The sequence below is a fragment of the Alistipes ihumii AP11 genome, assembly GCF_025144665.1.
In the GTDB taxonomy this organism is placed as follows: Bacteria; Bacteroidota; Bacteroidia; order Bacteroidales; family Rikenellaceae; genus Alistipes_A; species Alistipes_A ihumii.
In genome coordinates, this window is record NZ_CP102294.1 from 659,124 (window position 1) to 683,060 (window position 23,937).

19 protein-coding genes and 1 tRNA gene are annotated in these 23,937 nt (G+C 58.5%); 6 read left to right on the forward strand and 14 right to left on the reverse strand.

Translation table 11 applies throughout. The annotated features are described in order from the left end of the window. Window positions 1–23 precede the first annotated feature (23 nt). The 3 genes from rpsI to NQ491_RS02690 form a co-directional block, all read right to left on the reverse strand. Window positions 24–410, reverse strand: a complete 387-nt coding sequence (gene rpsI / locus NQ491_RS02680) for a 30S ribosomal protein S9 (RefSeq protein ID WP_019244876.1) — start codon at window positions 408–410, stop codon at window positions 24–26. Window positions 411–415: 5 nt separating this feature from the next. Continuing rightward, window positions 416–871, reverse strand: a complete 456-nt coding sequence (rplM, locus tag NQ491_RS02685; protein WP_019244875.1) for a 50S ribosomal protein L13 — start codon at window positions 869–871, stop codon at window positions 416–418. A gap of 289 nt (window positions 872–1,160) precedes the next feature. After that, window positions 1,161–1,787 carry a nitroreductase family protein gene (locus tag NQ491_RS02690; protein ID WP_019244874.1) on the reverse strand — a complete coding sequence of 209 codons (627 nt, stop codon included), beginning with the start codon at window positions 1,785–1,787 and terminating at the stop codon, window positions 1,161–1,163. 132 nt (window positions 1,788–1,919) lie between these two features. Between NQ491_RS02690 and NQ491_RS02695 the strand changes: the two genes are divergently transcribed. Continuing rightward, window positions 1,920–2,774, forward strand: coding sequence for an AraC family transcriptional regulator (locus tag NQ491_RS02695; protein ID WP_019244873.1), 855 nt, complete (start codon window positions 1,920–1,922; stop codon window positions 2,772–2,774). A gap of 83 nt (window positions 2,775–2,857) precedes the next feature. Here NQ491_RS02695 and NQ491_RS02700 read toward each other — a convergent pair whose 3' ends face one another. Next, window positions 2,858–3,364, reverse strand: coding sequence for a flavin reductase family protein (locus NQ491_RS02700; RefSeq protein WP_019244872.1), 507 nt, complete (start codon window positions 3,362–3,364; stop codon window positions 2,858–2,860). A gap of 10 nt (window positions 3,365–3,374) precedes the next feature. Next, window positions 3,375–3,863: a pyridoxamine 5'-phosphate oxidase family protein gene (locus NQ491_RS02705; protein WP_019244871.1), complete on the reverse strand. Its 489-nt coding sequence runs from the start codon at window positions 3,861–3,863 to the stop codon at window positions 3,375–3,377. A 274-nt stretch (window positions 3,864–4,137) separates the two neighbouring features. Between NQ491_RS02705 and NQ491_RS02710 the strand changes: the two genes are divergently transcribed. Beyond that, window positions 4,138–4,398 (forward strand): hypothetical protein, encoded by a 261-nt coding sequence (locus tag NQ491_RS02710; protein ID WP_019244870.1) that lies wholly within the window; start codon window positions 4,138–4,140, stop codon window positions 4,396–4,398. A 248-nt stretch (window positions 4,399–4,646) separates the two neighbouring features. Here the strand turns inward: NQ491_RS02710 and NQ491_RS02715 are convergent, their stop codons facing one another. After that, window positions 4,647–5,891 (reverse strand): cellulase family glycosylhydrolase, encoded by a 1,245-nt coding sequence (locus NQ491_RS02715; RefSeq protein WP_019244869.1) that lies wholly within the window; start codon window positions 5,889–5,891, stop codon window positions 4,647–4,649. Between the two features lie 413 nt (window positions 5,892–6,304). Here NQ491_RS02715 and NQ491_RS02720 point away from each other — a divergent pair, with 413 nt between their 5' ends. Beyond that, window positions 6,305–7,798: a PCMD domain-containing protein gene (locus tag NQ491_RS02720; RefSeq protein WP_019244868.1), complete on the forward strand. Its 1,494-nt coding sequence runs from the start codon at window positions 6,305–6,307 to the stop codon at window positions 7,796–7,798. A gap of 243 nt (window positions 7,799–8,041) precedes the next feature. Here NQ491_RS02720 and NQ491_RS02725 read toward each other — a convergent pair whose 3' ends face one another. From NQ491_RS02725 to NQ491_RS02740, 4 genes are all read right to left on the reverse strand, one after another. Continuing rightward, entirely contained in the window at window positions 8,042–9,466 is a 1,425-nt protein-coding gene (locus tag NQ491_RS02725) for an MFS transporter (protein WP_147524889.1), read from the reverse strand. A 141-nt stretch (window positions 9,467–9,607) separates the two neighbouring features. Next, window positions 9,608–9,684: transfer RNA gene (locus NQ491_RS02730), tRNA-Asp, on the reverse strand. A gap of 107 nt (window positions 9,685–9,791) precedes the next feature. After that, the gene (locus NQ491_RS02735; RefSeq protein ID WP_019244865.1) at window positions 9,792–10,328 is read right to left on the reverse strand and encodes an RsmD family RNA methyltransferase; all 537 of its coding nucleotides are present in this window, start codon (window positions 10,326–10,328) and stop codon (window positions 9,792–9,794) included. Next, a complete protein-coding gene (locus NQ491_RS02740) occupies window positions 10,315–11,091 on the reverse strand; it encodes a DUF3822 family protein (RefSeq protein WP_019244864.1) in 777 nt (258 codons plus the stop codon). Before NQ491_RS02740 ends, NQ491_RS02735 begins: the two co-directional genes overlap by 14 nt. A 144-nt stretch (window positions 11,092–11,235) precedes the next feature. Between NQ491_RS02740 and NQ491_RS02745 the strand changes: the two genes are divergently transcribed. The 3 genes from NQ491_RS02745 to NQ491_RS02755 all read left to right on the forward strand — a co-directional run bounded on the left by NQ491_RS02745 (window position 11,236) and on the right by NQ491_RS02755 (window position 16,061). Then, window positions 11,236–12,690, forward strand: a complete 1,455-nt coding sequence (locus NQ491_RS02745; RefSeq protein WP_019244863.1) for an ATP-dependent DNA helicase — start codon at window positions 11,236–11,238, stop codon at window positions 12,688–12,690. Between the two features lie 71 nt (window positions 12,691–12,761). Continuing rightward, entirely contained in the window at window positions 12,762–15,353 is a 2,592-nt protein-coding gene (gene mutS, locus NQ491_RS02750) for a DNA mismatch repair protein MutS (protein ID WP_051012966.1), read from the forward strand. A 279-nt stretch (window positions 15,354–15,632) separates the two neighbouring features. Then, window positions 15,633–16,061 (forward strand): Hsp20/alpha crystallin family protein, encoded by a 429-nt coding sequence (locus tag NQ491_RS02755; protein WP_019244861.1) that lies wholly within the window; start codon window positions 15,633–15,635, stop codon window positions 16,059–16,061. 151 nt (window positions 16,062–16,212) lie between these two features. Here NQ491_RS02755 and NQ491_RS02760 read toward each other — a convergent pair whose 3' ends face one another. The 4 genes from NQ491_RS02760 to fucO form a co-directional block, all read right to left on the reverse strand. Continuing rightward, complete coding sequence (locus tag NQ491_RS02760; protein ID WP_019244860.1) at window positions 16,213–17,151, reverse strand: DUF5106 domain-containing protein; 939 nt, start codon at window positions 17,149–17,151, stop codon at window positions 16,213–16,215. Window positions 17,152–17,170: 19 nt separating this feature from the next. Next, complete coding sequence (locus NQ491_RS02765) at window positions 17,171–20,809, reverse strand: AsmA family protein (RefSeq protein ID WP_081587380.1); 3,639 nt, start codon at window positions 20,807–20,809, stop codon at window positions 17,171–17,173. A gap of 330 nt (window positions 20,810–21,139) precedes the next feature. Further along, window positions 21,140–22,051, reverse strand: a complete 912-nt coding sequence (locus NQ491_RS02770; protein WP_019244858.1) for a glycerophosphodiester phosphodiesterase family protein — start codon at window positions 22,049–22,051, stop codon at window positions 21,140–21,142. Between the two features lie 404 nt (window positions 22,052–22,455). Continuing rightward, a complete protein-coding gene (fucO, locus tag NQ491_RS02775; RefSeq protein WP_019244857.1) occupies window positions 22,456–23,610 on the reverse strand; it encodes a lactaldehyde reductase in 1,155 nt (384 codons plus the stop codon). Window positions 23,611–23,937: the final 327 nt, after the last annotated feature.

Genomic DNA, 23,937 nt, shown 5'->3' on the forward strand with positions numbered 1-23,937 from the left:
TTCCGCGAACGCAAGACGGGAAACTAACGCTTGCTGAACTGGAACTTGCGACGTGCGCCGGGCTGACCGGGTTTCTTACGCTCCACCTCGCGCGGGTCGCGCGTCATGAAGCCGCTCTTCTTCAGAACCGGACGCATTTCGGCGTCGATTTCGCACAGCGCGCGCGCGATCCCGAGACGGGCAGCCTCGGCCTGACCTTTGATTCCGCCGCCATCGAGATTGATGGTGATGTCGAAATTCTCAGCGGTGTTCGTAACCAGCAGCGGCTGCTTTACGACGTACTGGAAAATCTCCAACGGAAAATAAGCGGCCAAAGGCCTCCGGTTGATCGTAATGTTCCCCTTGCCGGGTTTCACGTAAACGCGAGCCACGGCGGCTTTCCTGCGTCCTACGGTATTTACAACTTCCATACTCATTACTTGATCTCGTTTAATTTGACGGTCTTAGGGGCCTGTGCGGCATGGGGATGCTCCGCCCCGGCATACACCTTCAGGTTACGCAGCTGAGCGGCGCCCAGACGCGTGCGGGGAAGCATGCCCTTGACAGCTTTTTCGATGATGAATTCGGGCTTTTTCTTGAGGTACTCCGCAGGAGTGGTTACCCGCACGCCCCCGGGATAGCCCGAATGGCGGACATACTGCTTGTCCGAAAGCTTGTTGCCGGTCAGCTTCACCTTCTCGGCGTTGATAATGACGACGTTGTCGCCACAATCGACGTGAGGAGTGAAACTCGGCTTGTTCTTGCCGCGCAGAATCTTCGCGACCTGCGATGCGAGACGGCCCAGTACCGCGTCCGTCGCGTCGATCAGCACCCATTGCTTGTCGACGTTGGCGGCGTTGGCGGAGATCGTCTTGTAGCTCAGTGACTCCACTTTTTTAAGGTTTAAGATATTAATACTTGTTTGTTTATGTGATCCATGCCCGCTTCAACGGGCTTGCAAAGATAGCGATTTTCCCGAAAACAAAAAAATTACGGAGAATCTTTGAATAGGATAAGATACTTTTCCGCACTTGTCCGAACGACAGCGCCGACAGAAAGGGCGCGCAGGAAAGGACTCGGCGACCGGACCGCCAAGCCGGAACCTGCTATGCCTTCGTCAAACGGCACGACATGTGCGGACCGGCTCCTCTGCGCATCCTGCCGAGAATACGCAGCAGCCGCTACCAAACATTCTTATGAATTCGATCCTCTGTCCGAATTTCTTTCTGCTTGCAGATATGGGCGTTCTCAGCAGGATAGCCTATCGTGAGCAGGCAAATGAATTCATACCCCTCGGGAGCATTCACGATTTCCTTTATCTTGCCCGCCTCGTCGCTTACGGGGATATGAAACGCCGCTCCCAGACCTTCGTTGGCGGCGGCGAGCAGCATGTTCTCCAGCGCACACCAAGCCGAAGCGAAGTAGTTGAGCGAGCTTTGCTCTGCCGGCCTGAGCAAGGGGTGTGTTTTCTGACGGAAAAACGGAATAATCAGCAGTCCGCTCTCCATCAGCATTTTTTGCTGTTTGGGCAGCGCATCGGCAAACATCGCCATCTTGTCCTTGTCGTCGGATTCGTCCACCTCGAATACAAGCTTTCTGAATGCCGCCATGTTCTTGGCGAGCGGAGCGATCACTTTCGTAATGCTTTCACGGCCACGCACCACGATGAACTCCAACTGGCGCAGATGGTCGTTGGTCGGGGCCTTGAACGCCGCATCGATCACTTTTTTAAGAATTTCGTCGCTTACTTCGCGATCGGAGAAATCGCGGCATGTACGGCGTTTCTCCAATACTTCGTAGAAATCCATAACGTTATGTTTTTAAGTTATGCTTTTTGTTCCCGATCGCAAAATTAGCCCCGCTTATTGTCACATATTTGCGATATCGTTTCATAGATTTGTCGTATATTCGCATTCGAGCGAATCCAAATCTCTATATGTATGGAAGACACCGCCGTCCCTTACGAATTGCCCGAAGCGGAAAATCACTCGTTCTTCTTCATAGACCAACGGATCGAAACAGGAATCGAGGCGAAGCTGCACCGGCACGACGCGTGGGAACTGTATTACGTGGTTCACGGACAAGGAAACCGAACGGCGGGCGACACGCTTCAGCCCTTTGCGGCAGGTGACGTAGCGCTGATCCCACCGTCCATGCTTCACCGCTGGGAGTACGCACCGGACTCGGCGGACAGCGACGGGTGCGTCCGCTATCTGATGGTGGCTTTCAGCCACTTGTTGGTGGAGCGATGCATGGAAGCGTTTCCCGAATTGCGGAATCGGCTGACAAACATCGTCTTCCCGACCGACGCGCTGAAGTTCGGGCCGGAAAGCTCCCGCGTCCTTCGCAAGATATTAGCCGGAATGAACGGCATGGACGAATTGGGCCGCCTATGCGAAATGCTCCGCCTGTTGCCTATCGTTTTTACGTCGTCGGATCATACGCTCGCCGGCCACCCGATGCGCATCGAGCGGGATGTGAGGCGGATACAGCAAATCTCGGCATACGTCATGGCGCACTACGTCCATACTATCTCGCTGAACGACATCGCTGCGGAAGCGGGCATGAGCCGCTCGGCGTTCTGCACTTATTTCAAGCGATGCAAGGGGATGACCTTCTCGCAGTTCGTCACGCAATACCGCTTGAACACCGCTTGCGAACTGCTGAAACACTCGCAGAAACAGGTATCGGAAATATGCTATATGGTCGGGTTCAACGACCTGCCCCATTTCATACGGGTGTTCACGAACGCCTTGGGCATGTCGCCGTCCAAATACCGGAAACGATTCGGATAACCCAAGACGCGGTTCCCACTTCGTGAATTGCCATACACTCGTTCATGAAAAGGAAACGGCTTTCCGCGTGTTTCTCGGGACGGTCAGCGCACCCAGCAATTCAGTATCTCGGCGATATACATTTTATGGTCGCCGCCGTGCGTTTCCCCGTACCATTGCGGATATATGCTTTCATCGACGAACAGGCCCTCGTTGATCATGGAGGCGTACAGCTTGCGGCACTCCAGCGTCAGCCGCGACTGCTCGAAAGCCACGTTGCCCAGTTCCGTCGGGCGGGGAGTCAGCCCCGCCTCGGCTGCCTTATCGATCCGACGACCCGATTTCGAGCCGCAGATACGATAGGCCTCCCTGTCGCCATGTCCCAAAAAGGAGAGCGTAAAGCACGTTTCCCGCTCCATAAACTCGTAGGTATAACGCTCGGGGCGCACGAAAACGAACGCGACGGGCCTGTTCCACAAAAAGCCGGCTCCGCCCCACGACGCGGTCATCGTATTGAACTTTTCCGGGCTGCCCGCCGTCACGAGCATCCACTCCCTTCCGATCAGCTCGATGAAATTCTCGGCCAGACGGGCCGGATCGATCCTTTCCATATGCTTCAGCTTATTTGGTTTCAATTCGCTTGCCCTTGCCCGTCACATGCTCTATGTCCAGCCGCAAGACCTCGGTCCTGCCGAACGAGCCCGCTATGTACTTCTCGGCCGTCTCCCGGTAGTCGGGACTGTACTTGGCCGCCAGCAGCCGGAGCGCCTCAAGCCGCTCGGCCTCGGGCAGCGAGCGACGAATTCTTCCGAAAGCCAACGCGCTCTCATAAGCGGTGGTGAACCGAGCCGGCATCACTTCGGTCCGGCCAACGACGCAGAAAGAGACCCGGTCGCAGACATCGAGGCTGTCGAGTTTGAAACCCGACGGAGCGCAATGGAAATAGAGGCTACGGTCGCGCATCGCGTAGCTGAGCGGGATGCCGTAGCCGTAACCGTTCATGCCCTGCATCGCCAGAAAGCCGTACTCGCCCCTCTCCAGCAATTTCCACGCCGCATCGCAGGACAGCACACGGTCCTTACGACGAATATCCCTGAAAACGGAATCCATAGAAACGAATTATAAAGGTGAGTAAAAGTACGGCTTTCCAGCGAACGAAACAAGCGGACCGGGCCTCTCCGCCGCAGCTCCTCCTTTATGTGCCACAGGCCGCCCGTGCAACTTTTCCGACGCCGAAACGGACCGTTTAATATACGAATATGAACGAAATGTGCAAAAATATTCACGTTTATCAAGATTTCGTTTTCTAAAAAGCGGATTCATCGTGAACTTTAGAATCCATTCGTTCACCCACCAAATCAATGCAACAAGAATAAAGGGCATCATGGCTATCAGAAGAAGCTATCTAATCAGAATCCGCGAAGTACAGCAATTCGCCTTGCGCTATTACGAAAAGGGAAGACACGACAAATGCTTCAAACAAGTATGGAAGAAATACGTCTTTCCGAGATTCGGAATTAATTACAATACCTTCTTACGCTATATGAAAACGGACGTGGACAAACTGCTCGGCCAAGCGGAAAAACAGAAAGAAGAAGCATGTATTAGCGTATACGAACAGGCCGATCTGCAAACGGAACCGTAGGTCATCTTCCGTCATCAGTCATAGAGGCCAATTGATTCCCGACGAATCGCAGCACGAGTCGTTCGAGCGTTTTCGCGGATGGATGAGCGACTGGAGACCTCCGGCGGACGGCATGCTACCGGCCGAAAAGGACCGGCAGCCCGACGCAACGAAAAACGCGTTCCGTGCGGGCGTCGTAACGGCGCACGAATTTCCCGCTACCAGGGCAACAGCCTCGTTGCATCGGACCCTCATACCGGCAGGAAACGCTACCGGCTGCCGTACCTTTCCTTCAGCATGGCGTTGTATTCCCGGATCAGATAGAAAACGTACTCGCCCGTCTCGTCATCGGCCGAGAAACTGTACTCGGTCCTGCGGCCGGGCGAGAAGTTCCATATCAGCGACAACTGGACGCCGCCGTCGAGAAAAGCGTCGTAATAGGTCCGATAGGCCTGCTTGAGCGGAAGAAGCCCGCCGAATTCGCCGACGATGTACACTTTGTTCAGCGAGCGGGCCGTGCCCATAGCCACGGCAATCTGCTCGGACAACGTCACCTTGCCCCGGTCGGCGAACTCGCGCCCGGCCTCGTAGACATGCTCGCTCATACCCTCCGCAGGATCGGGAGTGAACAGTTCCGTAGCGGCGCGATACTGCTGCGTATCGTCCACGGAGAACGTGTACTCGGTATTCAGATGATACTGCGAGGGTCGCATGGCCGAATGGCCCGACACGATCATCCGCCCGTCGGGATCGAGCGACCGGACCGTCTCGGCGAACAAACGGATGGCGTAGCGCACGTCGCGGCCCTGAATCCAATAACGGGCGTCGGTTTTCCCGAACTCCTTCTGCCAGTTGGGCAGGTCGGCCTGCAAATTGAACTCGTTGCCGAACTCCCATGCGAAAATGCTCTTGTATGGCTTGAGGGCCTCGACGACATCGGTCGTGTACGCCTTCAGGAACTCGGTCGTCCGGCTTCCCTCGATTCCCCAGCTGCGATAAGGTTCCCTCACGTAATCCGGAACGGTCGTATAAATCCAGAAAAAGCTCGGAATCAAGCCGATCTCCAACTTCTCGGCATAGGCCGCCAACCGGGCGAGAGCCAAGAGATACTCCTCCCGGTTCTGCGTATACGCCGTCAGCTCGGATGCGAAATATACGCCGCAATTGAAACGCACGATACCCACCCCGTTCCGGCGAAGGACGTCCAGCGCGGCGAACGAATCGCTCAAATCGATCCGGCCCTGAGCATCCCTCTTTTTATGCAGCGAGACAAGCAACAGTTCATAACAGTTCGTACCGGTCGCATAATATTTCGCTCCGTTCAGATAGATCGACGCGGTCTGCGTGCTGTCGGACGACACGTAGAGTCCCTTGCGCGCCGTCGAGTCGGTCCAGTAGGAGGCCACGGTATCCGGTTCCCCTGCCCCGGCGCTCCGCTTCGACGAATCGCGCCCGCAGCTGCCTACGGACAAAACGGCCGCCGCGAGCAGGACATACGATAAAAATGCCTTCATTCGATAGTTCGGTATTAGTAATTCGGCGTAAAAGTAGCGCATTCCGACGGCCCGCGCAATAGTCCGTAAGCCTTACCGGGACTAAGCTCTCCGTTGTCTGCTGACAGTCAGTCGACGAACGACGGAATATTTTTTGCGCCCATTCTCCGCACCATTGATGCAAGGATATTCGGAACCGAGTCCGGACAACCGCTGAAGACAAGAATTCCCGCCTGAAAAGCACGGTCGGTTCCGGAGTCGAGTCGTCATCATATCCGAATATTTGGTTGAAAACGGACGAGTTACGCGCTTCGAATGCCCGAAATTTTCGTATCCTAACTTTTTTCTTTATCTTGGCATCCTGGGCAGTCTTCCTTTAAGCGATCGAGGGAAACGACCCGAAATCATCGAAATTATTTATTAAAACGTATTGTATGAGCAGAAAGATTCTTTGTTTACTGTTAAGCGTCGCCTCGCTGGGCATGTTCTCGTCCTGCAAGGACGAAGGCGGGAACGGCGGCGGCCCGACCGACCTGAGCCAGCAGATCGTCGGGGTGTACAAAGGCGACATGCGCGTCGAAGTTCCGTTGCTGAGCTACGACCGGACTTCGCTTCAGAAAATCTACCTGACCAGCTCCGGTGAGAATCTGGCCAAGCTGGAACTCCGCGATTTTTCGTTCGGACTGCCGGGCGAGGAGATTCCGGTCGGCGATATCGTGGTCGAGGATATCGACCTGAAAACGACGGGCGACGCCGAGAACGCGACGATCACGCTCGAGCCCAAAACCGTAACCGTCACGCTGAGTCCCGAAATCGGGAGCGCCCAGGTGGCTATCAACGGAACGGTCGTCGCAGGGAAGCTGTCGCTGACGATCAACGTATCCGAGGCGCTGGCCGTAGACCGGGTGAACGTCACTTTCAGCGGCGACAAGATGGCCTCGGACAACGAGAGCACCGAGGCCCTGATGACGACCATGACCTTCGATGACGAGATCGTAGTCGGCCAGCCGGTAATCGACGGTACGAACGTTCTGTTCCATGTGGCCGACACGGCGAAAGCCGAGCATCTGGCCGCGCTGGTCCCGACGATCGGCATCTCCGCGGGTGCGACCGTTTCGCCCGCGTCGGGCACGGAAGTGGACTTCTCCAACGGCTCGGTGCGGTTCACGGTAACGGCCGAAGACGGCATCCATTATACCATTTATACGGTCGGCTGGCAGCGCAAGGGCAAGTACGATTTCGAGCAGTGGACTGAAACCGGAGCGGGCAATGCCCAGCGTCTGGACCCGGATGGATGGGCTTCGTGCAACGCGGCCGTCGCACTGATCCGACAGCTATTCCCGACTCTCTACTCGGGCGACTTCCCCGTCGTGCCGGTTGCCGGCCATTCGGGCGAATACGCCGCTCAAATCACGACGCTCGACACGAAAGGTCAAGGCAGCATGATCCCGAAAGTGACCTCGGGCACCGTATTTCTCGGCAAATTCAATGCCGGCAAGGGAATGAGCGCGCCGATGGAGACGACTGAATTCGGAATACTGTACGATCAGAAACCGCTGAGCGTGACCGGATACTACAAGTACAAGGCCGGGCCGGAATATTATGACAACAAGGAACCGATGCCCGACGGCAAGGATTCGATGGCGATTTCGGCCGTTCTCTACGAAGTGGAGAGCGAGACCGAAACGCTTTACGGAGACAATATCTACACGTCGGATAAGGTCGTTGCCAGCGCCATGCTGTCGAGCGGGGAGGACGTGGCCGAATTCACGCCGTTCGAGCTGAAGCTCAAATATGTAAAAACCTATAATCCGGAGGCCATGTACAAGTTCGCCGTGATTTTCTCATCGAGCAAGTACGGCGCCCTGTATCAAGGCGCCCCCGGCAGCGTGCTGACGATAGACGACGTAGAGGTTATCTCGGAATAGGCGCAAGAACCTTTTCAATAAAATATCCCGGCCTGCGAAGACCGGGATATTTTTTATCCTCAAGACAGTCGATTCGCCTCGACCGTCCGCACGGCATATCCCGCCGTGCCGGCGCAGCGAACCTTGCCCGCCCCGCAACAACCGGATCGGAAATGTGAAACGGAAAGAGAGTTTTGCTCCACACACGCCCGAGAGCGGGCGTTCGGAAACAAGGATCAGCATGCGGACCGGCATACACGAGGTCTATGCGCCGCTTCCTTTGCGCGAGAGCGCCTCGGGCAGCGGCTGAGAAATGCGGATGCTGCTGACGACGGCTCCCGCAGCGGCTACCGATCCGGCGATCGTCAGGCAGACGGTAGCCCCGTTATCGGCGAACAGATGAAACAACAGCGCGACGAGTGCCGCCCCGGTCGTCTGGCCGACCAGTCTGGCCGTAGCCAGCATTCCGCTCGCCCCGCCGCTCCGGCCCGGCGGGGCCGACGAAATGATCAGGCTGTTATTGGGCGACTGAAACAGGCCGAATCCGGCGCCGCACAGGGCCATTCTCCACAAGATGCCTCCGTCGGAAATCTCTTCCGGCAAAAAAGCGAGCGAAAACAACCCGACCGAAAAGACGAACAGGCCGATGCCGCCCAGCACGCCGGCATGCACGCGCTCAACCAGCAGACCGGCCAGCGGAGCGACGAAGATGATCGCCACCGGCCATGCCGTGAGCAGCAAACCGGTATCGACCTCGCTGCGCCCGCAAACCGACTGCAGGAAAAAAGGCAAAGACACCATAGCCAGCATCTGTGCGGTGAACGAGCAGACCGACGTGGCGATCGACATGGAGAATATGGGAATCCGAAACAAATCGACCGGAAGAAGCGGATAGGGCCGATGCAGTTGGCGACGAACGAAAAAGTATCCGAGAACGAGCGCCGCAACGGCTCCGGGCACGATATGCCTCGCATCCAGCCCGTGCGCATATCCTTCGATCGAGGCGATCAGCAATCCGAACGTCCATGCGTTCATCACGGCGCTCGTCCAGTCGAACTTACGTCCGCGCGCCTCTACCGGATTGCGCGGAAGAAAGCGCCGGCCCAGCAAGATGGCCAGCAGGCCGAGCGGCAGATTGACGGCGAAAAGCCATGGCCACGGAGCGACCGACAGCACGCCGGCGGCCACGGTGGGCCCGGCAGCCGCCGAAACGGCGACGACCAGCGCGTTGATACCCATGCCCCGGCCGAGGTAACGACGGGGATAAATGACCCGGATCAGCGCCGTATTGACGCTCGACACGGCCGCAGCGCCGAATCCCTGCACCGTGCGCGCCACCGTAAGCTCCGCGAGCGACCGCGACAGCACGCATCCCAGCGAGGCAAGCGTGAAAACGATCAGGCCGCCGAGATAAATCTTCCGATAACCGATCAAATCGCCCAAAGACGAAAGCGCCAGCAAAGAGACGACGATCGCCAGCTGGTAGGCATTGACGACCCAAATCGAAGAAGCCGGTGAAATCCGCAAGTCGCCCGCGATCGTAGGCAACGCGACATTGGCGATCGTTCCGTCCAGCACCGACAACGATACGCCCAGCGCAATGGCAGCAATGGCCCCGTACCGCCGGGGAAGCGGAATGCCGTCCTGCATCGTAGGATCGACATATGTAGCATCAGAGTAAAGTCTCATGCGGCAGCAAATGAAGCCGGACACAGGCAACTGCGGCGAAAACGGACAGTTCCCGCACGAACAGAAAACCTGCACGGACAAGCGAAACACGTATCGGAAATAAAAAAAGAGGAAGCCTGAAAGGCTTCCTCCGGATGACTTTGGCGGTATGGACGAGACTCGAACTCGCGACCTCCTGCGTGACAGGCAGGCATTCTAACCAGCTGAACTACCACACCGTTTAAAGTACACCGCAACTGCGTTTTCTCAATTGCAGTGCAAAGATAAGGCTATTTTTCGAATCTCCAAAATTTCGGAGCGTTTCGTTGAAAAAATTTCCCGCTTTCTACGGTTGTACGAATATCGAGAACTGGACGCTGCCGTAGCTCCGCCGCTCGACGAAATGCTCGAACCCACTCACGTCGAGGCTCTTCGGATGCTCCAGAATCAGCCATCCACCGGGCTTCAGAAGCCGGCGGCCGAAAACGGTCTCGGGAATCGTGTCGCTACCGACGATGTCGTAGGGCGGGTCGGCAAATATCAGGTCGAACTGCTTGGGACAGCTTTTCAGATAGAGAAAGGCATTGGCCTTGACGGGATGAATCCGGTCGAGACCGAAATTCCGGGCAGTTCGCCGGATGAAGTCGTAATGCACCGCGTTGATTTCGACCGAAACGACCGAAGCGGCCCCCCGCGAGGCAAACTCGTAGCTGATCGAGCCGGTCCCGGCAAACAGGTCGAGCACGTCGGCACCCTCGACGTCGCGATGGCTCTCGATCACATTGAACAGATTTTCCTTGGCGAAGTCGGTCGTAGGACGGGCCCGCAAATTTTTCGGCGGCTGTATGATCCGGCCGCGAAGGATGCCGCTAACGATTCTCATAACACATTCGGATTACGGACGCATACCGGTACGAATCTTCCTTATGTCCGACCGAGCCGGGAAGCGCGGGCCTGACGGCCCCGACGCGGCGGAAACGCCGCCCGAGGGAGCGGACCAGCCCGTCGGGCAGCTCGCCCGACAGCGCGACGCGGAACATCCGGTCGGGAAACATGCGTCGGACGCTCTCCAGCAGATAAAGCAGATCGGCTTCGGTCCGGCACGGCAGCGTCGCGGCATAGAGCAATCCCGACGCATAGGCCGCCAAATGAACCGTATCGCGCGAAAGGACGGCCTCGATCACCTCGTCGCCGGGCCCGACGCGAAGCACGTCGAGCAGCGGATGCGTGAACCCCACCTCGCCGTAGCGCCGGCGCAAAAAGGCGCATACTTCGCCCTCGCAGGCCATCAGAGCGATCGCGCCGGCGACTTCCGACGAAACCAGGACCTCATCCGCATCGTCGAGCGACACGCCGTGAACGTCCAGATAGCTTCCGGCATCGCTCGGATCGAAAAGCTCGGCGGGAACCAGACAGACCCGGTCGGTATCGAGCGATATTTCCGTCCGGTCGCCCACGGGCTCGGGTAGCCGGCCCATGTCGGAGACTTCCCTCAGGGCCTCCGCAAGACCCTTTCCGGCAGCGAACCGGACGGAAAGCAATCGCTCGACCGCTCCGTCGCATAGCAGGCAACCGGTCATTCCCCGGCGGGAGAGTTGCAGCGCGAGCAGCCGGCCCGCTCGATATTTCGGTTTGCTATCAGTCATCGTTTCTCGTTTCGGGCGATGCGCGCGCTCGGTGAAAAACGAGCGTCTTTTCCGGCCACGGCCTTTCCGATCCCCCGTTTTTGAACTAATTTTGCCTCGGGCGGACATCCGTCCCTCACCGACAACACCGAACATTTTCCGACCATGCTATCGTCGCATATCGCCTCCCAAATTTACAAGAATTTCGGATTCGACCCAACTCCGGGACAAAAAACGGTCGTCGAGCGGCTGTCGCGGTTCATCGCCGAAGCGCCGACGGACCGCACTTTCATCCTGAACGGCTATGCCGGAACGGGCAAAACGACGCTTGTCGCCGCTCTGGTACGGACGCTCGAAGAGATGGGCGTGCCGGCCGTGCTGCTGGCACCGACCGGACGGGCCGCCAAAGTAATGAGCCGCTACGCCGGCCGCAAAGCCTATACTATCCATAAAAAGATCTACCGGCAGAAGACGCTGGCCTCGGCCGAGTCGCACTTTTCGCTCGACTATAACAAGCAGAAAAACGCCGTGTTCATCGTGGACGAGGCATCGATGCTGTCGAACTACTCCCCCGACGGATCGCTGTTCGGGTCGGGACAGCTGCTCGACGATCTGGTCACCTATGTCCGCCGGGGCGCGGGCTGCCGACTGATTCTGGTCGGCGATACGGCCCAACTTCCGCCCGTGGGGCTGGAGCACAGCCCGGCGCTCGACGTGCAGCATATGCAGGGGTACGGCGAAGCCGAGGCCGTGCTGCTCGACGACGTGGTACGGCAGGACAGCCAGTCGGGCATACTGTTCAACGCGACGCTCGTGCGCTGCATGCTGGAGGCCGACATCATCGACATTCCGATGTTCGACACCTCGTTCGACGACGTGGAAGCGCTCGAAGGAGGCGAGATACTCGAAGCGATCCAAAGCGCCTACGACCGGTACGGCATGGACGAGACGATCATCATCACGCGCTCGAACAAGCGGGCCAACCGCTTCAACGAGGCCGTACGGCGCCACGTGCTGTTCGCCGAGGAGGAGATCGGCTCGGGCGACCTGCTGATGATCGTCAAGAACAACTACCATTACACGGGCAAGCAGCAACAGCAAGACCGACAGGAAAATCCGGAGCAGCAGCCCGGCGGCACGGACTTCATCGCCAACGGCGACACGGCCCGCCTGCGCCGCATACGCCGGTTCGAGGATTTCTACGGATTCCGCTTCGCGCAGGCGAGCCTCGTATTTCCCGACTACGACGACATGGAGCTCGAATGCCAAGTGCTCCTCGACACGCTCTCGAGCGAGTCGCCCGCACTGACACGCGAGCAGAGCAGCCGGCTGTTCTTCGCCGTCGCGGAGGACTACGCCGACATTCCCTCCAAGGCGAAACGCTATAAAGAGGTGCGCGAAAATCCCTACTTCAACGCGATGCAGGTCAAGTTCGCCTATGCCGTCACCTGCCACAAGGCGCAAGGCGGACAATGGCGCTGCGTGTTCGTCGACCGGATGCTTTTCGGCGAGGAGACGATCAGCCGCGACCTGCTGCGATGGCTCTATACGGCTCTCACCCGGGCGACCGAAAAGTTGTATTTTATCAACTTCGACGAACGCTTTTTCGAAGATAAATGACTATTTTTACGCTCTGAACCGATTATTTTAAAAACTTGGCAAAAGAAACCAAATACGTCGAGACGCCGCTGATGAAGCAATACTACGGCATCAAGGCGGTGCACGGCGACGCGATCCTGCTGTTCCGCGTGGGCGACTTCTACGAGACGTTCGGCGAGGACGCGATCAAGGCCAGCAAGATACTCGGCATCACGCTGACGCGCCGGGCCAACGGCGCGGCCTCGTACGTCGAACTGGCCGGCTTCCCGTACCATGCCGTCGACACCTATCTTCCGAAACTGGTCCGCGCCGGGGAGCGCGTGGCAATCTGCGAACAGCTCGAGGACCCCAAAACGACGAAGAAAATCGTCAAGCGGGGCGTCATCGAACTCGTCACGCCGGGCATTTCGCTGAGCGACAACATCCTGTCGTGCAAGGAAAACACTTTCCTCGCCGCCGTGCACTTCGCGGGCAAGCGCACCGGCGTCGCATTCCTCGACCTGTCGACCGGCGAGTTTTTCGCGGCCGAGGGCGACAGCCCCTACGTCGACAAGCTGCTGGCCAACCTGTCCCCTAAGGAAGTGATCTATCAGAAAGGATACGAGAGCGAGTTTTCCGAGGCTTTCGGAACGAAGCACTATACCTATCGGCTCGACCCGTGGATGTTCGCCGAGAATTCGGCCCGCGACAAGCTGCTCGCCCAGTTCGGCACTACGTCGCTCAAAGGATTCGGCATCGAGCAGATGCCGGCGGCGATCACGGCGGCCGGAGCGATCCTCTATTACCTCGAGTTCACCGAGCATCGTCAGACGGGCCATATCTCGTCCATCTCGCGCATCGACGAAGACCGGTACGTGTGGATCGACAAGTTCTCGATCCGCAACCTGGAGCTTTTCACGGCCAACGGCGGGCAGGAAGGCTGCTCGCTGTTCGACGTGCTGGACCGGACCGGATCGCCGATGGGCGCGCGGATGCTCCGGCGCTGGATCTCGCTCCCGCTGAAAGACCCCGGACAGATCAATCGCCGGCTCGACGTCGTATCGCTGCTCCGCGACGACGCCTCGTTGCGCGAGATGCTCGCCGAGGCGGTCGCCTCGACGGGCGATCTAGAACGGATCATCTCGCGCGTTGCGGTCGGACGGGTAACCCCGAGGGAAGTCGTACAACTGAAAAACGCGCTGTACGCCGTCGAAAAGATCAAGACCGCCATGGAGCAGTCCGGGCAGGAGCCCCTGAGGGAAATGGCCGCGAAGCTCGACCTCTGCCTGAAAGTAAGGGACCGCATAGACAAGGAAATCTATCCCGACCCGTCGAACCAGATTCAGAAAGGCGGAGTGATCGCGCAGGGAGTGAGCATCGAACTGGACGACCTGCGGAACATCGCCTCGCACGGCAAGGAAATCCTCGCGAGCATCCAGCAACGCGAAAGCGAGGCCACAGGCATCCCGTCGCTCAAGATCAGCTTCAACAACGTGTTCGGTTACTATATCGAGGTACGCAACACGCACAAGGACAAGGTCCCCTCCGACTGGATCCGCAAGCAGACGCTGACCGGAGCCGAGCGGTATATCACCGCCGAGTTGAAGGAATACGAGGAAAAGATACTCGGCGCCGAGAGCCGGATGCTCGTGCTGGAACAGGAACTCTTCGCGGCGCTGCTCGCCGAGCTGGCCCGCTACGCCGCACCGATACAAGCCGACGCTTCGGTCGTCGCCCGGCTCGACTGCCTGCTCTCGTTCGCCACGCAGGCCGTCGAAAGGAACTACTGCCGGCCCGATGTGAACGACTCGCAGACGATCGACATCCGCGAGGGAAGGCATCCGGTGATCGAGACGCTGATGAAAGTCGGCGAGCAGTACGTGCCCAACGACATCCGCCTCGACGACTCGTCGCAGCAAGTGATCGTCATCACCGGACCGAACATGTCGGGTAAATCGGCCCTGCTGCGACAGACGGCGCTGATCGTGCTGATGGCCCAGATCGGCAGCTACGTTCCTGCGACCGAGGCGCACATCGGCATCGTCGACAAGATATTCACGCGCGTCGGGGCCTCGGACAACATTTCGCAAGGCGAGTCGACCTTCATGGTCGAAATGCTCGAATCGGCCAGCATTCTGAATAATATCTCGCAGCGGAGCCTGGTGCTCTTGGACGAGATCGGACGCGGCACGAGCACCTACGACGGCATATCGATCGCATGGGCGATGGTCGAGTACATCCACCAGCATCCGACGGCCAAGGCCAAGACGCTGTTCGCCACGCACTATCACGAACTGAACGAAATGGAGGAGCTCTACGAGCGGGTCAAGAACTACAACGTGGCGGTCAAGGAGGTCGACCGGCAGGTGATCTTCCTGCGCAAGCTCGTGCGCGGAGGAACGGAACACTCGTTCGGTATCCATGTGGCTAAAATGGCCGGCATGCCGGCCGCAATCACCGACCGGGCCGGACAGATTCTCCGGGATATGGAATCGGCACACCGGGGAAAGCTGAAGGACAGCCGCAAGAAGGCCCCGACGGTCGCCCAATACGGCGGCAGCGGCATCCAGCTCAGCATGTTCCAGCTCGACGACCCGGTCCTCAAGCAGATCCGCGACGAGATCAAGGGACTCGACATCAACTCGCTTACGCCGCTCGAAGCACTGAACAAGCTGAGCGAAATCAAGAAAATAGCCGGTATCTGATTCATTCGCTTCGAAGATACATATCACTGACAACCAGACGGTTGTCAGTGATATTTTGTCATCGATCCGCCGGTTTGTCAGGACAGAATGGCGCGACCGGATCGCCAAGGCGGCCATCACGGCGATATTTCGCCCCGGAACGGGACCGCAAAGCCGGAAATCCGTCCTCCCGATCCCGCTGGCATACATTTTGATCTTCCTCATATCGAACCCGGAAAACCGAAAGGGGCCCGGGACGAAAAAGCAAATCGAACTAAAACAAATAAGGAGGACAAAACTATGATGCCTGCAAGAAGATCACAGAACTGGCTGCCGGGAATCTTCAACGATTTCTTCGGCAACGAATGGGTAGAGAAAACCAACACCGCCTCGCCGGCGATCAATATCATCGAGTCGGACAACGACTACAAAGTCGAAGTGGCCGCCCCGGGAATGACCAAGGACGACTTTTCGATCAAGATCGATCCGGAGAACCAGTTGATCGTGTCGATGGAAAAGAAAACGGAGAACGACGAGAAAGACAAGAAAGGCAAATATCTGCGCCGCGAGTTCTCGTACAGCCGCTTCCAGCAGATCATGGTGCTGCCGGAAAACGTCGAAAAAGACAAGATCGACGCGAAAGTCGAGAACGGCGTGCTGACGATCGACATTCCCAAGAAGGTCGTCGAGCCCGAGGAAAAGAAGATGAAGGAGATCGCTATCAAATAAGCAAGAAAGCGCAGAGAAGCGCTTCGCGATGAAGAGCGGGACAGCCGGCGGGCTGCCCCGCTCTTTCATGTATTGTCCCGCAGGGGAAAGCCGGACTGCCGCTACGGACGACGCGGCCAACAGATCGTGAGAACGGAGCCCGCCGGATCCCTCACGATCCGCCGGCCTCGGCATCGATCAGATAGCGTTCGATACGAGGAAACGGGGCGTCCCGAAGCAGAACCGTCTTGCGCCCGTCCAGCAGATAGAGCGTCGGAATGGCTTTCAGATCGTACAGCTCGGCGCTCTTTATTTTCAGGTCGGCATCGTAGGCATTGATCCACGCCGAGGGAAAATGCGGCAAATAGTCGCGCCACGCCTTCATATCCTCGTCGGGATAAACGGCCAGCACCTTGACCTTTCCTCGGGCAATCATCCTGCCGACGGGCTCGGACGCAACGATCTGCCCGATCGTCTCCTTACAAGCGGTACAGCCCGGATTGTTCAGGAAAAGAATCGTATAGTCGGCTTTCACGCCGTACAGCGTACCCCACGCTCCCGAGGCGAGCCGGTAGCGGAAATCGGTTGCCGGCGTCCCGGGACGATTGCGCCGGGCCAGCTCCAGTCGGTAACGGGCCCGGACCTTGTCCGCCTCGCCGAGCCTCTCGGAAGCGATCATCGCCTCGAGCGCGGGAATATAGAGCTCCTCGTTACGCATCGGCGAATTGGGATCGTACAGGTATTTCTCGAACAGCCCGACAAAATAGCCGTACATCGCCGAATCGGCCTCGGCTTTCGACAAAGTGATCCGGACGGACTGCGAAGCGAGTTCGCCGTGCATCTGCCCGAGCAGATTGACGTAGTCGGCGAACGCCTGCTCGGTCACCTCGGGCAAATCGACGTAGGAGGTGTCGGAGAAGTCGAAATGATTCCAGTAATTCTTCGCCACGTACTCGGCACGCTGCTCGGGCGTATCGAGCAGCATAGGCACGTCGACCGTTCGGAACATCTTGGGTTCGGAGCCAGGCCTTGCGACGGTTTCGGCCTTGCGGGACGTCTCGCGGCAAGCGGTCAGGCCGAGAAGCAATAAAACGGCAAGCACTCTTTTCATCGGTAAACGCATGGCGAATCTATCCGGTTATCGAAGGAAGCGTCTTCTGTCCGGTTCTCCGTTCCCGTTTCAACGCCTTGCGCTCCCTGCGGCGCTCCGCCCGCGACATCGTCTCGTCGGCGGGCTCCCGGGACCGTCCGGCAAGCGAATCGGGCTCCGAGGCAGGCACTCTCGCCGAAGAGTCGATCACGACCGAATCGGGCAAAATTCCTTCCTGCTGCAACATCAGGCTGTCGGCACGGGAGAGTCGCTCGTCGGGAGACAGATAGGCCGAAGAATCGACGGTCGGAGCGATCCGCATCTCTCCGAGCGAAGCGGCATCGACGCCCCGGCGGAAAATATCGGTAATCGTACGACGCAAGTTCACGCGGGTAGTATCGATCAGACCGACGAACGACGGGAGATTCTCGCTCTTGTAGCGCGCGCGCCCTATCCGGAACTTGAACTTGTCGAGCGTACCGAAAATATTGACGCCCAGACGGAACGGAATAGGAGACTTCAGAACGGAAATATGATAGTCGAAACTCATGTCGAGCCGTTGGACTCCGCTGACAGCCGCCTTGTAACGATCCATCTCGACGATGAACGGGAATAGCTCGATCCGGTTGTCGTGCACGAGCAGATCGACCGATATGCGGTCAATGAGATTCCGCTTGCGGTTCTTGAACCGGAGCATCTTGGATATTTCGGTAAACGTCTCGCCGTCGAGCAGCACGAGGTTCTCGCCCCGGATGCTGCAGGCGGCATTGAGCGTCGGCAGTTCGATGTTCATCATCGTATCGACCGCAGCCGTCGCGGCGATCGTACAATCGACCATACCTTCGAACGAACGCAGCATCGGCAGCAGCGAATCGACCGAAGGCATCAGGGAGATCAGCCGTTCGACCTGCACGCGGCGGAGCTCCAGATCGAAACCCGTGACAATGTCGTCGCGGCTGCGGGTGGCATAAAGAGCCGTCAGGCTCATATCGCCCGCATTGGTTTTCGCCTGCAAATCCTTTAGCTGGACGCAACGGTCGCGGGCGATCAGATCGCCCGAAAGCGAATGCAGCACCAGCGTAGAGTAAAGGCCGTAGCGAACGCAGAGACCGACATGCAGATCGATATTGGACGGGATGACGATCAGCGGACTACCGGCCGAATCGGCATCAGCCATCCCGCTGCCTTCCTCGATGAGCTGCTGCAAGCGCTCGCTGCTCTCGGCCTCGGCCAGCGATTGCCAGTATTGTTCGGACTTTTCGCCGTAAGCCGCACCGGCCATTGCCGCACGAGCCAGCTCGTTGAAGTTCAGCGTATCGGATTCGATTTCCATATCCACCTCGAGCACGCCGCGCCCGGAGAGCGCCCGCCTGAGATTCCCGATGCGCCCGGTCAGCTCAAGCGACGAGACTCCGGAACGTATCTGGGTATTTTTCAGTTCGATCTCATTCGTCGTAAAGCGCATATCCACCCGACGCAACCGGTTCGGAAGCGGGAAATAGGGCGTAACGACGCGCCCGCCCGCAGCCTTCACCGAACCGTTCGCATCCCAACGGCGCAACATCTCGCCGAGCGACCGGTCGATCCGCATATCGATATCCGACCCGGCGAAATCGTCCTGACGGGCCATCGTACCGCGACGTCTCTGCGCTCTCCAGTGAGCGAACAAGGAATCCCGCGCAACGGCGGGATAGACCCCCTGCAACGAATCGAGCAGCAGACGACGGCGCGCCGAATCGAACCGACGGGCCGCCAGCGTAGCGCTCATATCGACATGGCTGCCGAACAGATCGTAACGCTCCACTCCGTTTCGTACATTCATCATCCGGGCATCGTAAGAAAGACCGAGCAAAGGTACGGCGGCATTCCCGGCAGAAGGTTCGATGCGGAAAGTGCTTTGGACCGAATGCAGCCTCAGCGAGGAAGAGTCGGACAAGGAAACTTCGAAATAACGCGCCCCTACCCCTCCGGCCAGCGGGTGGACGACCGTCGTGTCTCCTCCGAGCGATGCCGCGTCGCTTCGGACCCCGGCGCCGACTTTCGAAGCGATCAGCCGCAGCTGGTTCTTCCAATCGACATGCATCGTATCGGCCGTTACGACCATGCGGAGCGTCTGCAAGCCGTCGAAGCTCGTAGAATCGTTCCTTCCTTCTTCCGAACCGAAAGTCAGCACGCCTCCGCGGACCATCAGAGAAACGGTATCCTCCGGCATATCGATCCCGATGTCGTCCAGGGTCACCCGACCGCCCAAACGGACCTGACCGATATGAGTCATATTCAGCTGACTGAGCCGGAAACGGGCGCCGGCATCGATACCCAGACGGCCCCGAACCCCGATTCCTCGCTGCGACGGGAACAAGACGGACAACGTGTCGAGATCGACCGCCCCGGCCACCCTCGCCGCTACGGACGGATCGCCCAACGCATTCCAGACCGTCGCATCGGCATCCAGCGTCATGCCGGCTCCCTGCATGAACAGACGTCTCAGTACGAACCCTATCGAATCGGGCCGGGCCGAACGGTAGAACAGCGAGGCGTCGAGAGCCAGACGGTCGAGACGGGTCTTGGCATTCCTATACCCGAGATAGCCCCCGTCGGTCTTCAACTCGACCGAGAAATCGGGCAAACGGCCGTCGGACATACGGTAGCTGCCCCTGACATTCACATTCATATCGAGGGCGATATCCGTTTCGATTCCTTTCAGAGAAGGGGAAAGACCTTCGGGTACCAAACCGATCAGCCGGGCGACAGAAAGCGGCCGGATACGACAGTTCAGACGCGAATCGATACTGTCGGCAGACAGGTCGACCCGTCCGTCGAGACGCACCGGAATGCCGCCCGCTTCGAGCGTCAGCCCATCGAACAGGATTCCTCCGCGCCGGCGGGTATCGAACGCGAATCCCCCGTGCAACGAGACGGGCAAATCTCGACAAAAGTCGAGCGTATCGACCCGGACGCTGCTCCGGCTCTCCCAGTCGATCCGGTAGGTCTGGCCGGAAGTCCCTTTCAAGCTCAGCATGTTCAGATCGAGCTCGGCTTTCGTGCGGTCGGGACGGCTGTCGTAGACGATATGAGCCGTGTCGCGCACCGTCAGGCGGGCGACGTGCAGATAAAAGTCGGAAGCGGAAACCGTATCGTTTTCGGAGGAAACCGTATCGGCCGCATAGATTTCCCAGTTCGCCCGCCCCGATGGGGCCACATAGGCATAAACGCGGGGACGGCGCAGATCGATCCGGCGGACGACCAAGCGCGAAGCGAGCAGCTGGGGCAGATCGAGCGCCAGCGTAAACTCGTCGAAACGCAACAGCGTATCGGCTGCGGCGGGTATTTCCGCGCGCAACGAATCGGGCAGGCCCTCGAAGGCCCGGGAAACGATCTGGCCTCCTTTGAGACGAACGCCCACGTTAGGGAAATGCCGTACCAGCGAAAGCGATACGGTATCGAACCCGATCCGAGCATTCAGCACCCGGCTGGCATACTCGTTGACGAGCGGTGTCAGACGGGCGGGGGTAAGCACCAGAGCCACGCCGCCCAGAACCAGCCCGGTCAAAAGGATCAGCGAAGCCAAAGCGACCAATGAAATCTTAGCGACCCGGCGGCCGACCCGTCTCGGCGGACGCACGGGCATATCGTCTTCCTGCACGGATCGGACGGAAGGATCGGACGGTCGTCGTGTCATAAGCCTGTACGGAAATATTTCTCACGCAAATATAGCAATTTTCGCGCGCCTGTCGCATCTCCCTATCGCGGAAGATACCCGCACGGAAAGCCCGTTCACGCCCGGCCGAACTCCGCGCGTCTTTCGGCACCGTACAGTCTTTCCGTTCCGGAACCGGCTCCGAGCGGAAGCCGGCAACGGATTCATGGAAACGGCTTATATTCCTACGAAGAAATACCACGGCACAAGCCGAAAACCAAAGCAACTACCGCTCCGATTCACAAAGCCGCCGGCCGACGCAAAGCCTGCCCGGCATCTCTCCGCGGAACGCTCGTCCGAATCGGCTACCCGTCAATGTTGTCCGCGCGCTTCGAGGTAGCGAATCAGAGGCCCGGGCCGGTCGGTCTGGATAATCCGTGCGCCCAGCGAGTCGATCAGCACCCCGTATACGCTGTCGGGTTCCGTCTCGGCCCGGTCGTCGTAGCGGCTGCCGGCCATGCCCTTCCACATCGTGTTGTACCAGATCAGCGCCCGACCGGCGAGCATCTTCTCGGCTTCGAGCGGCACACGCGTCGTATCGTTTCCATAAAGCAGCTCGTAAGCCGCCGGACGTATCTTTTCCTGAAAATCGGCAATCGCCTCCAACGCCCCCTCCTTGTCGAGATGGACGATCGGCATGTAGACGATCCGGTCGAGGTACTTCCCGAGCGCTTCCTGCACGCGGTCGGCCGGCTGCGTTCCCTTCATCAGCACCTGGCGGGCGACTCCCAGCGAATCGGCCAGAAAAAACACATCGTCGAAAATATCGAAGCCCTTGTCGATATTGAACAGGATCCGGTCGCGTCCGAGCTCGAACACTTCGTCCAGCGTCGGCACGAGCAAGTCGGTCAGCGTACCGTCGGGAGCTTTCAGCCGGCATCGGCGGATCGAGTCGAACGTCAGCGAGGCCACCTCGCCCCGACCGTTCGTCGTCCGGTCGATCGTCGCGTCGTGCATCAGCACCAGACGTCCGTCGGCGGTCCGACGAATGTCGATCTCGACGACATCGACCCCCATCTCGATCGCATGCCGCATGGCGGGCAGTGAGTTCTCGACGCTATGCTTCCAGTCTCCCCTATGAGCGACCACCACGACCGAGGAGGTATTCGGATCGTACAGTTTCCGCAGAATGCTGTCGACCCGTGTCGGCTCCTGCGCCTGAGGAGCGCCGGAACAAGAAAAGGCCGCGAATCCGACCGCCAGAATCAACCATAGATTTTTCATAATCAACAATGCGTTAAATTTCGGGACATATTTCTTCCTCCTCGCGTCAGACAAGCGGTATTCCCTCGACAAAAACGATCCGGACCGGCAATCCGCCGGGCACGGCATCGTCGCGAAGCGTTACGCGAAAGGAGCGTAGCGATCGGGAAAAATTCTCCGATAACCTTACACAAAGGTAAGAATTTCGGAATAATCGCCACGCTTCCCGAAGTAAACTTATCGTAACTTCATCCGCCGGCTTCCCCGTCCCCGACACGAAACGACGAACCTCCCGTCCGCCACACCGGACCCGCACGAGGCCATTCCCCTTCTGCCGGAACAAGCGTCCATGCAGGAAAACGAAGCCGGCCGGTTCAAAGAACCGGCCGGCCGCTATCATCTGACTGAAGACTTCCGCCTCGTCCTTAGAACGCTTTCTTATAAATGGCGAGAATCTCCTCTACGTTCGTCTGACGGGGATTGCCCGGCGTGCAGACATCGTTGAAAGCCGCCTGCGCCAGCGTCGGCAGACCGCTTTCGGGAACGCCGATCTCGCTCAGGTGCTGCGGAATGCGAACACGGATAGCCAAATCCTTCACGGCCTTGACTGCGGCATCGGCAGCCTCGTCGTCACTCATGGACGACGTATCGACGCCCATCGCTTCGGCGATCGTGCGGTACTTGGCCTTGGCGGCCTCCTTGTTATACTCCATCACGAACGGCAACAGCAGCGCGTTGGCCACGCCGTGCGGAATGTCGTAGTAGGCGCCCAGCGGGTGAGCCATGCCGTGCACCAGTCCCAGCCCGACGTTCGAGAATGCCATGCCGGCGATGTACTGAGCCGTCGCCATGCCGTCGCGGGCCTCGATATCGGAGGGATTCTCGACGGCCTTGGGCAGCCACTTGGCAATCATCTCGATGGCTTTGGTCTCGAACATATCGCTCATTTCCCATGCGCCCAGCGTAATCAGGCCCTCGATCGCGTGCGTCAGCGCATCCATGCCGGTCGATGCGGTCAGACCGCGCGGCATCGAAAGCATCAGCTCGGGGTCGATGATCGCGAGCGTCGGGATGTCGTTCGGATCGACGCATACCATTTTTTTGACGTTCTCCTCGTCCGTAATCACGTAGTTGATCGTCACCTCGGCAGCCGTGCCGGCCGTCGTCGGCAGCGCGATGACGGGAACCGACTTTTTCTTCGTATTGGCTACGCCCTCGAGCGACACCACGTCGGAGAACTCGGGGTTGTTGATGATGATCCCGATCGCCTTCGAGGTATCCATCGACGAGCCGCCGCCGATCGCGATCATGAAATCGGCTCCGGCCGCCTGGAACGCGGCGATGCCGGCCTTCACGTTCTTCACGGTAGGGTTCGGCTTCACTTCGTCGAAAATCTCGTAAGGAATGTTCGCATCCTTCAGCACGGCAATCACCTGATCGGCTACGCCGAACTTGATCAGATCCTTGTCGGTCACGATCAGCGCCTTCTTGTAACCGCGCTTGGCAACCTCTTCCGCGATTACCTTTCTCGAGCCGGCTCCGAAATAGGAGGTCTCGTTGAGAATCATTCTGTAAGCCATAACGATTATGTTTAGTTGATGTTTTAGATATTTTTCCGCGCACAAAAATAACACATATATTCGCCAATCGGAAGATTTTTTTCAAGTCTTTCGACCCGAAAGCGAATTTCGGTGCTGCCGGAGCGACCGCAAGGCCGCAACCGGACCTGCCGGAGCCCTGTCCGATCCGAAAAGGCTGGATACCGTGACCCGATCCATCCCGCGAACGCTCCGGGAACTTCCGTCGGAGCCCCGCCGCTCCCTGCCCCGGCCGAACGGAGCAAAACCGTCGGCGAAACAAGCCCGAGAGCGAATCGGTCCCGTTTCTCCCCTCCCGGTCCGGGAAGC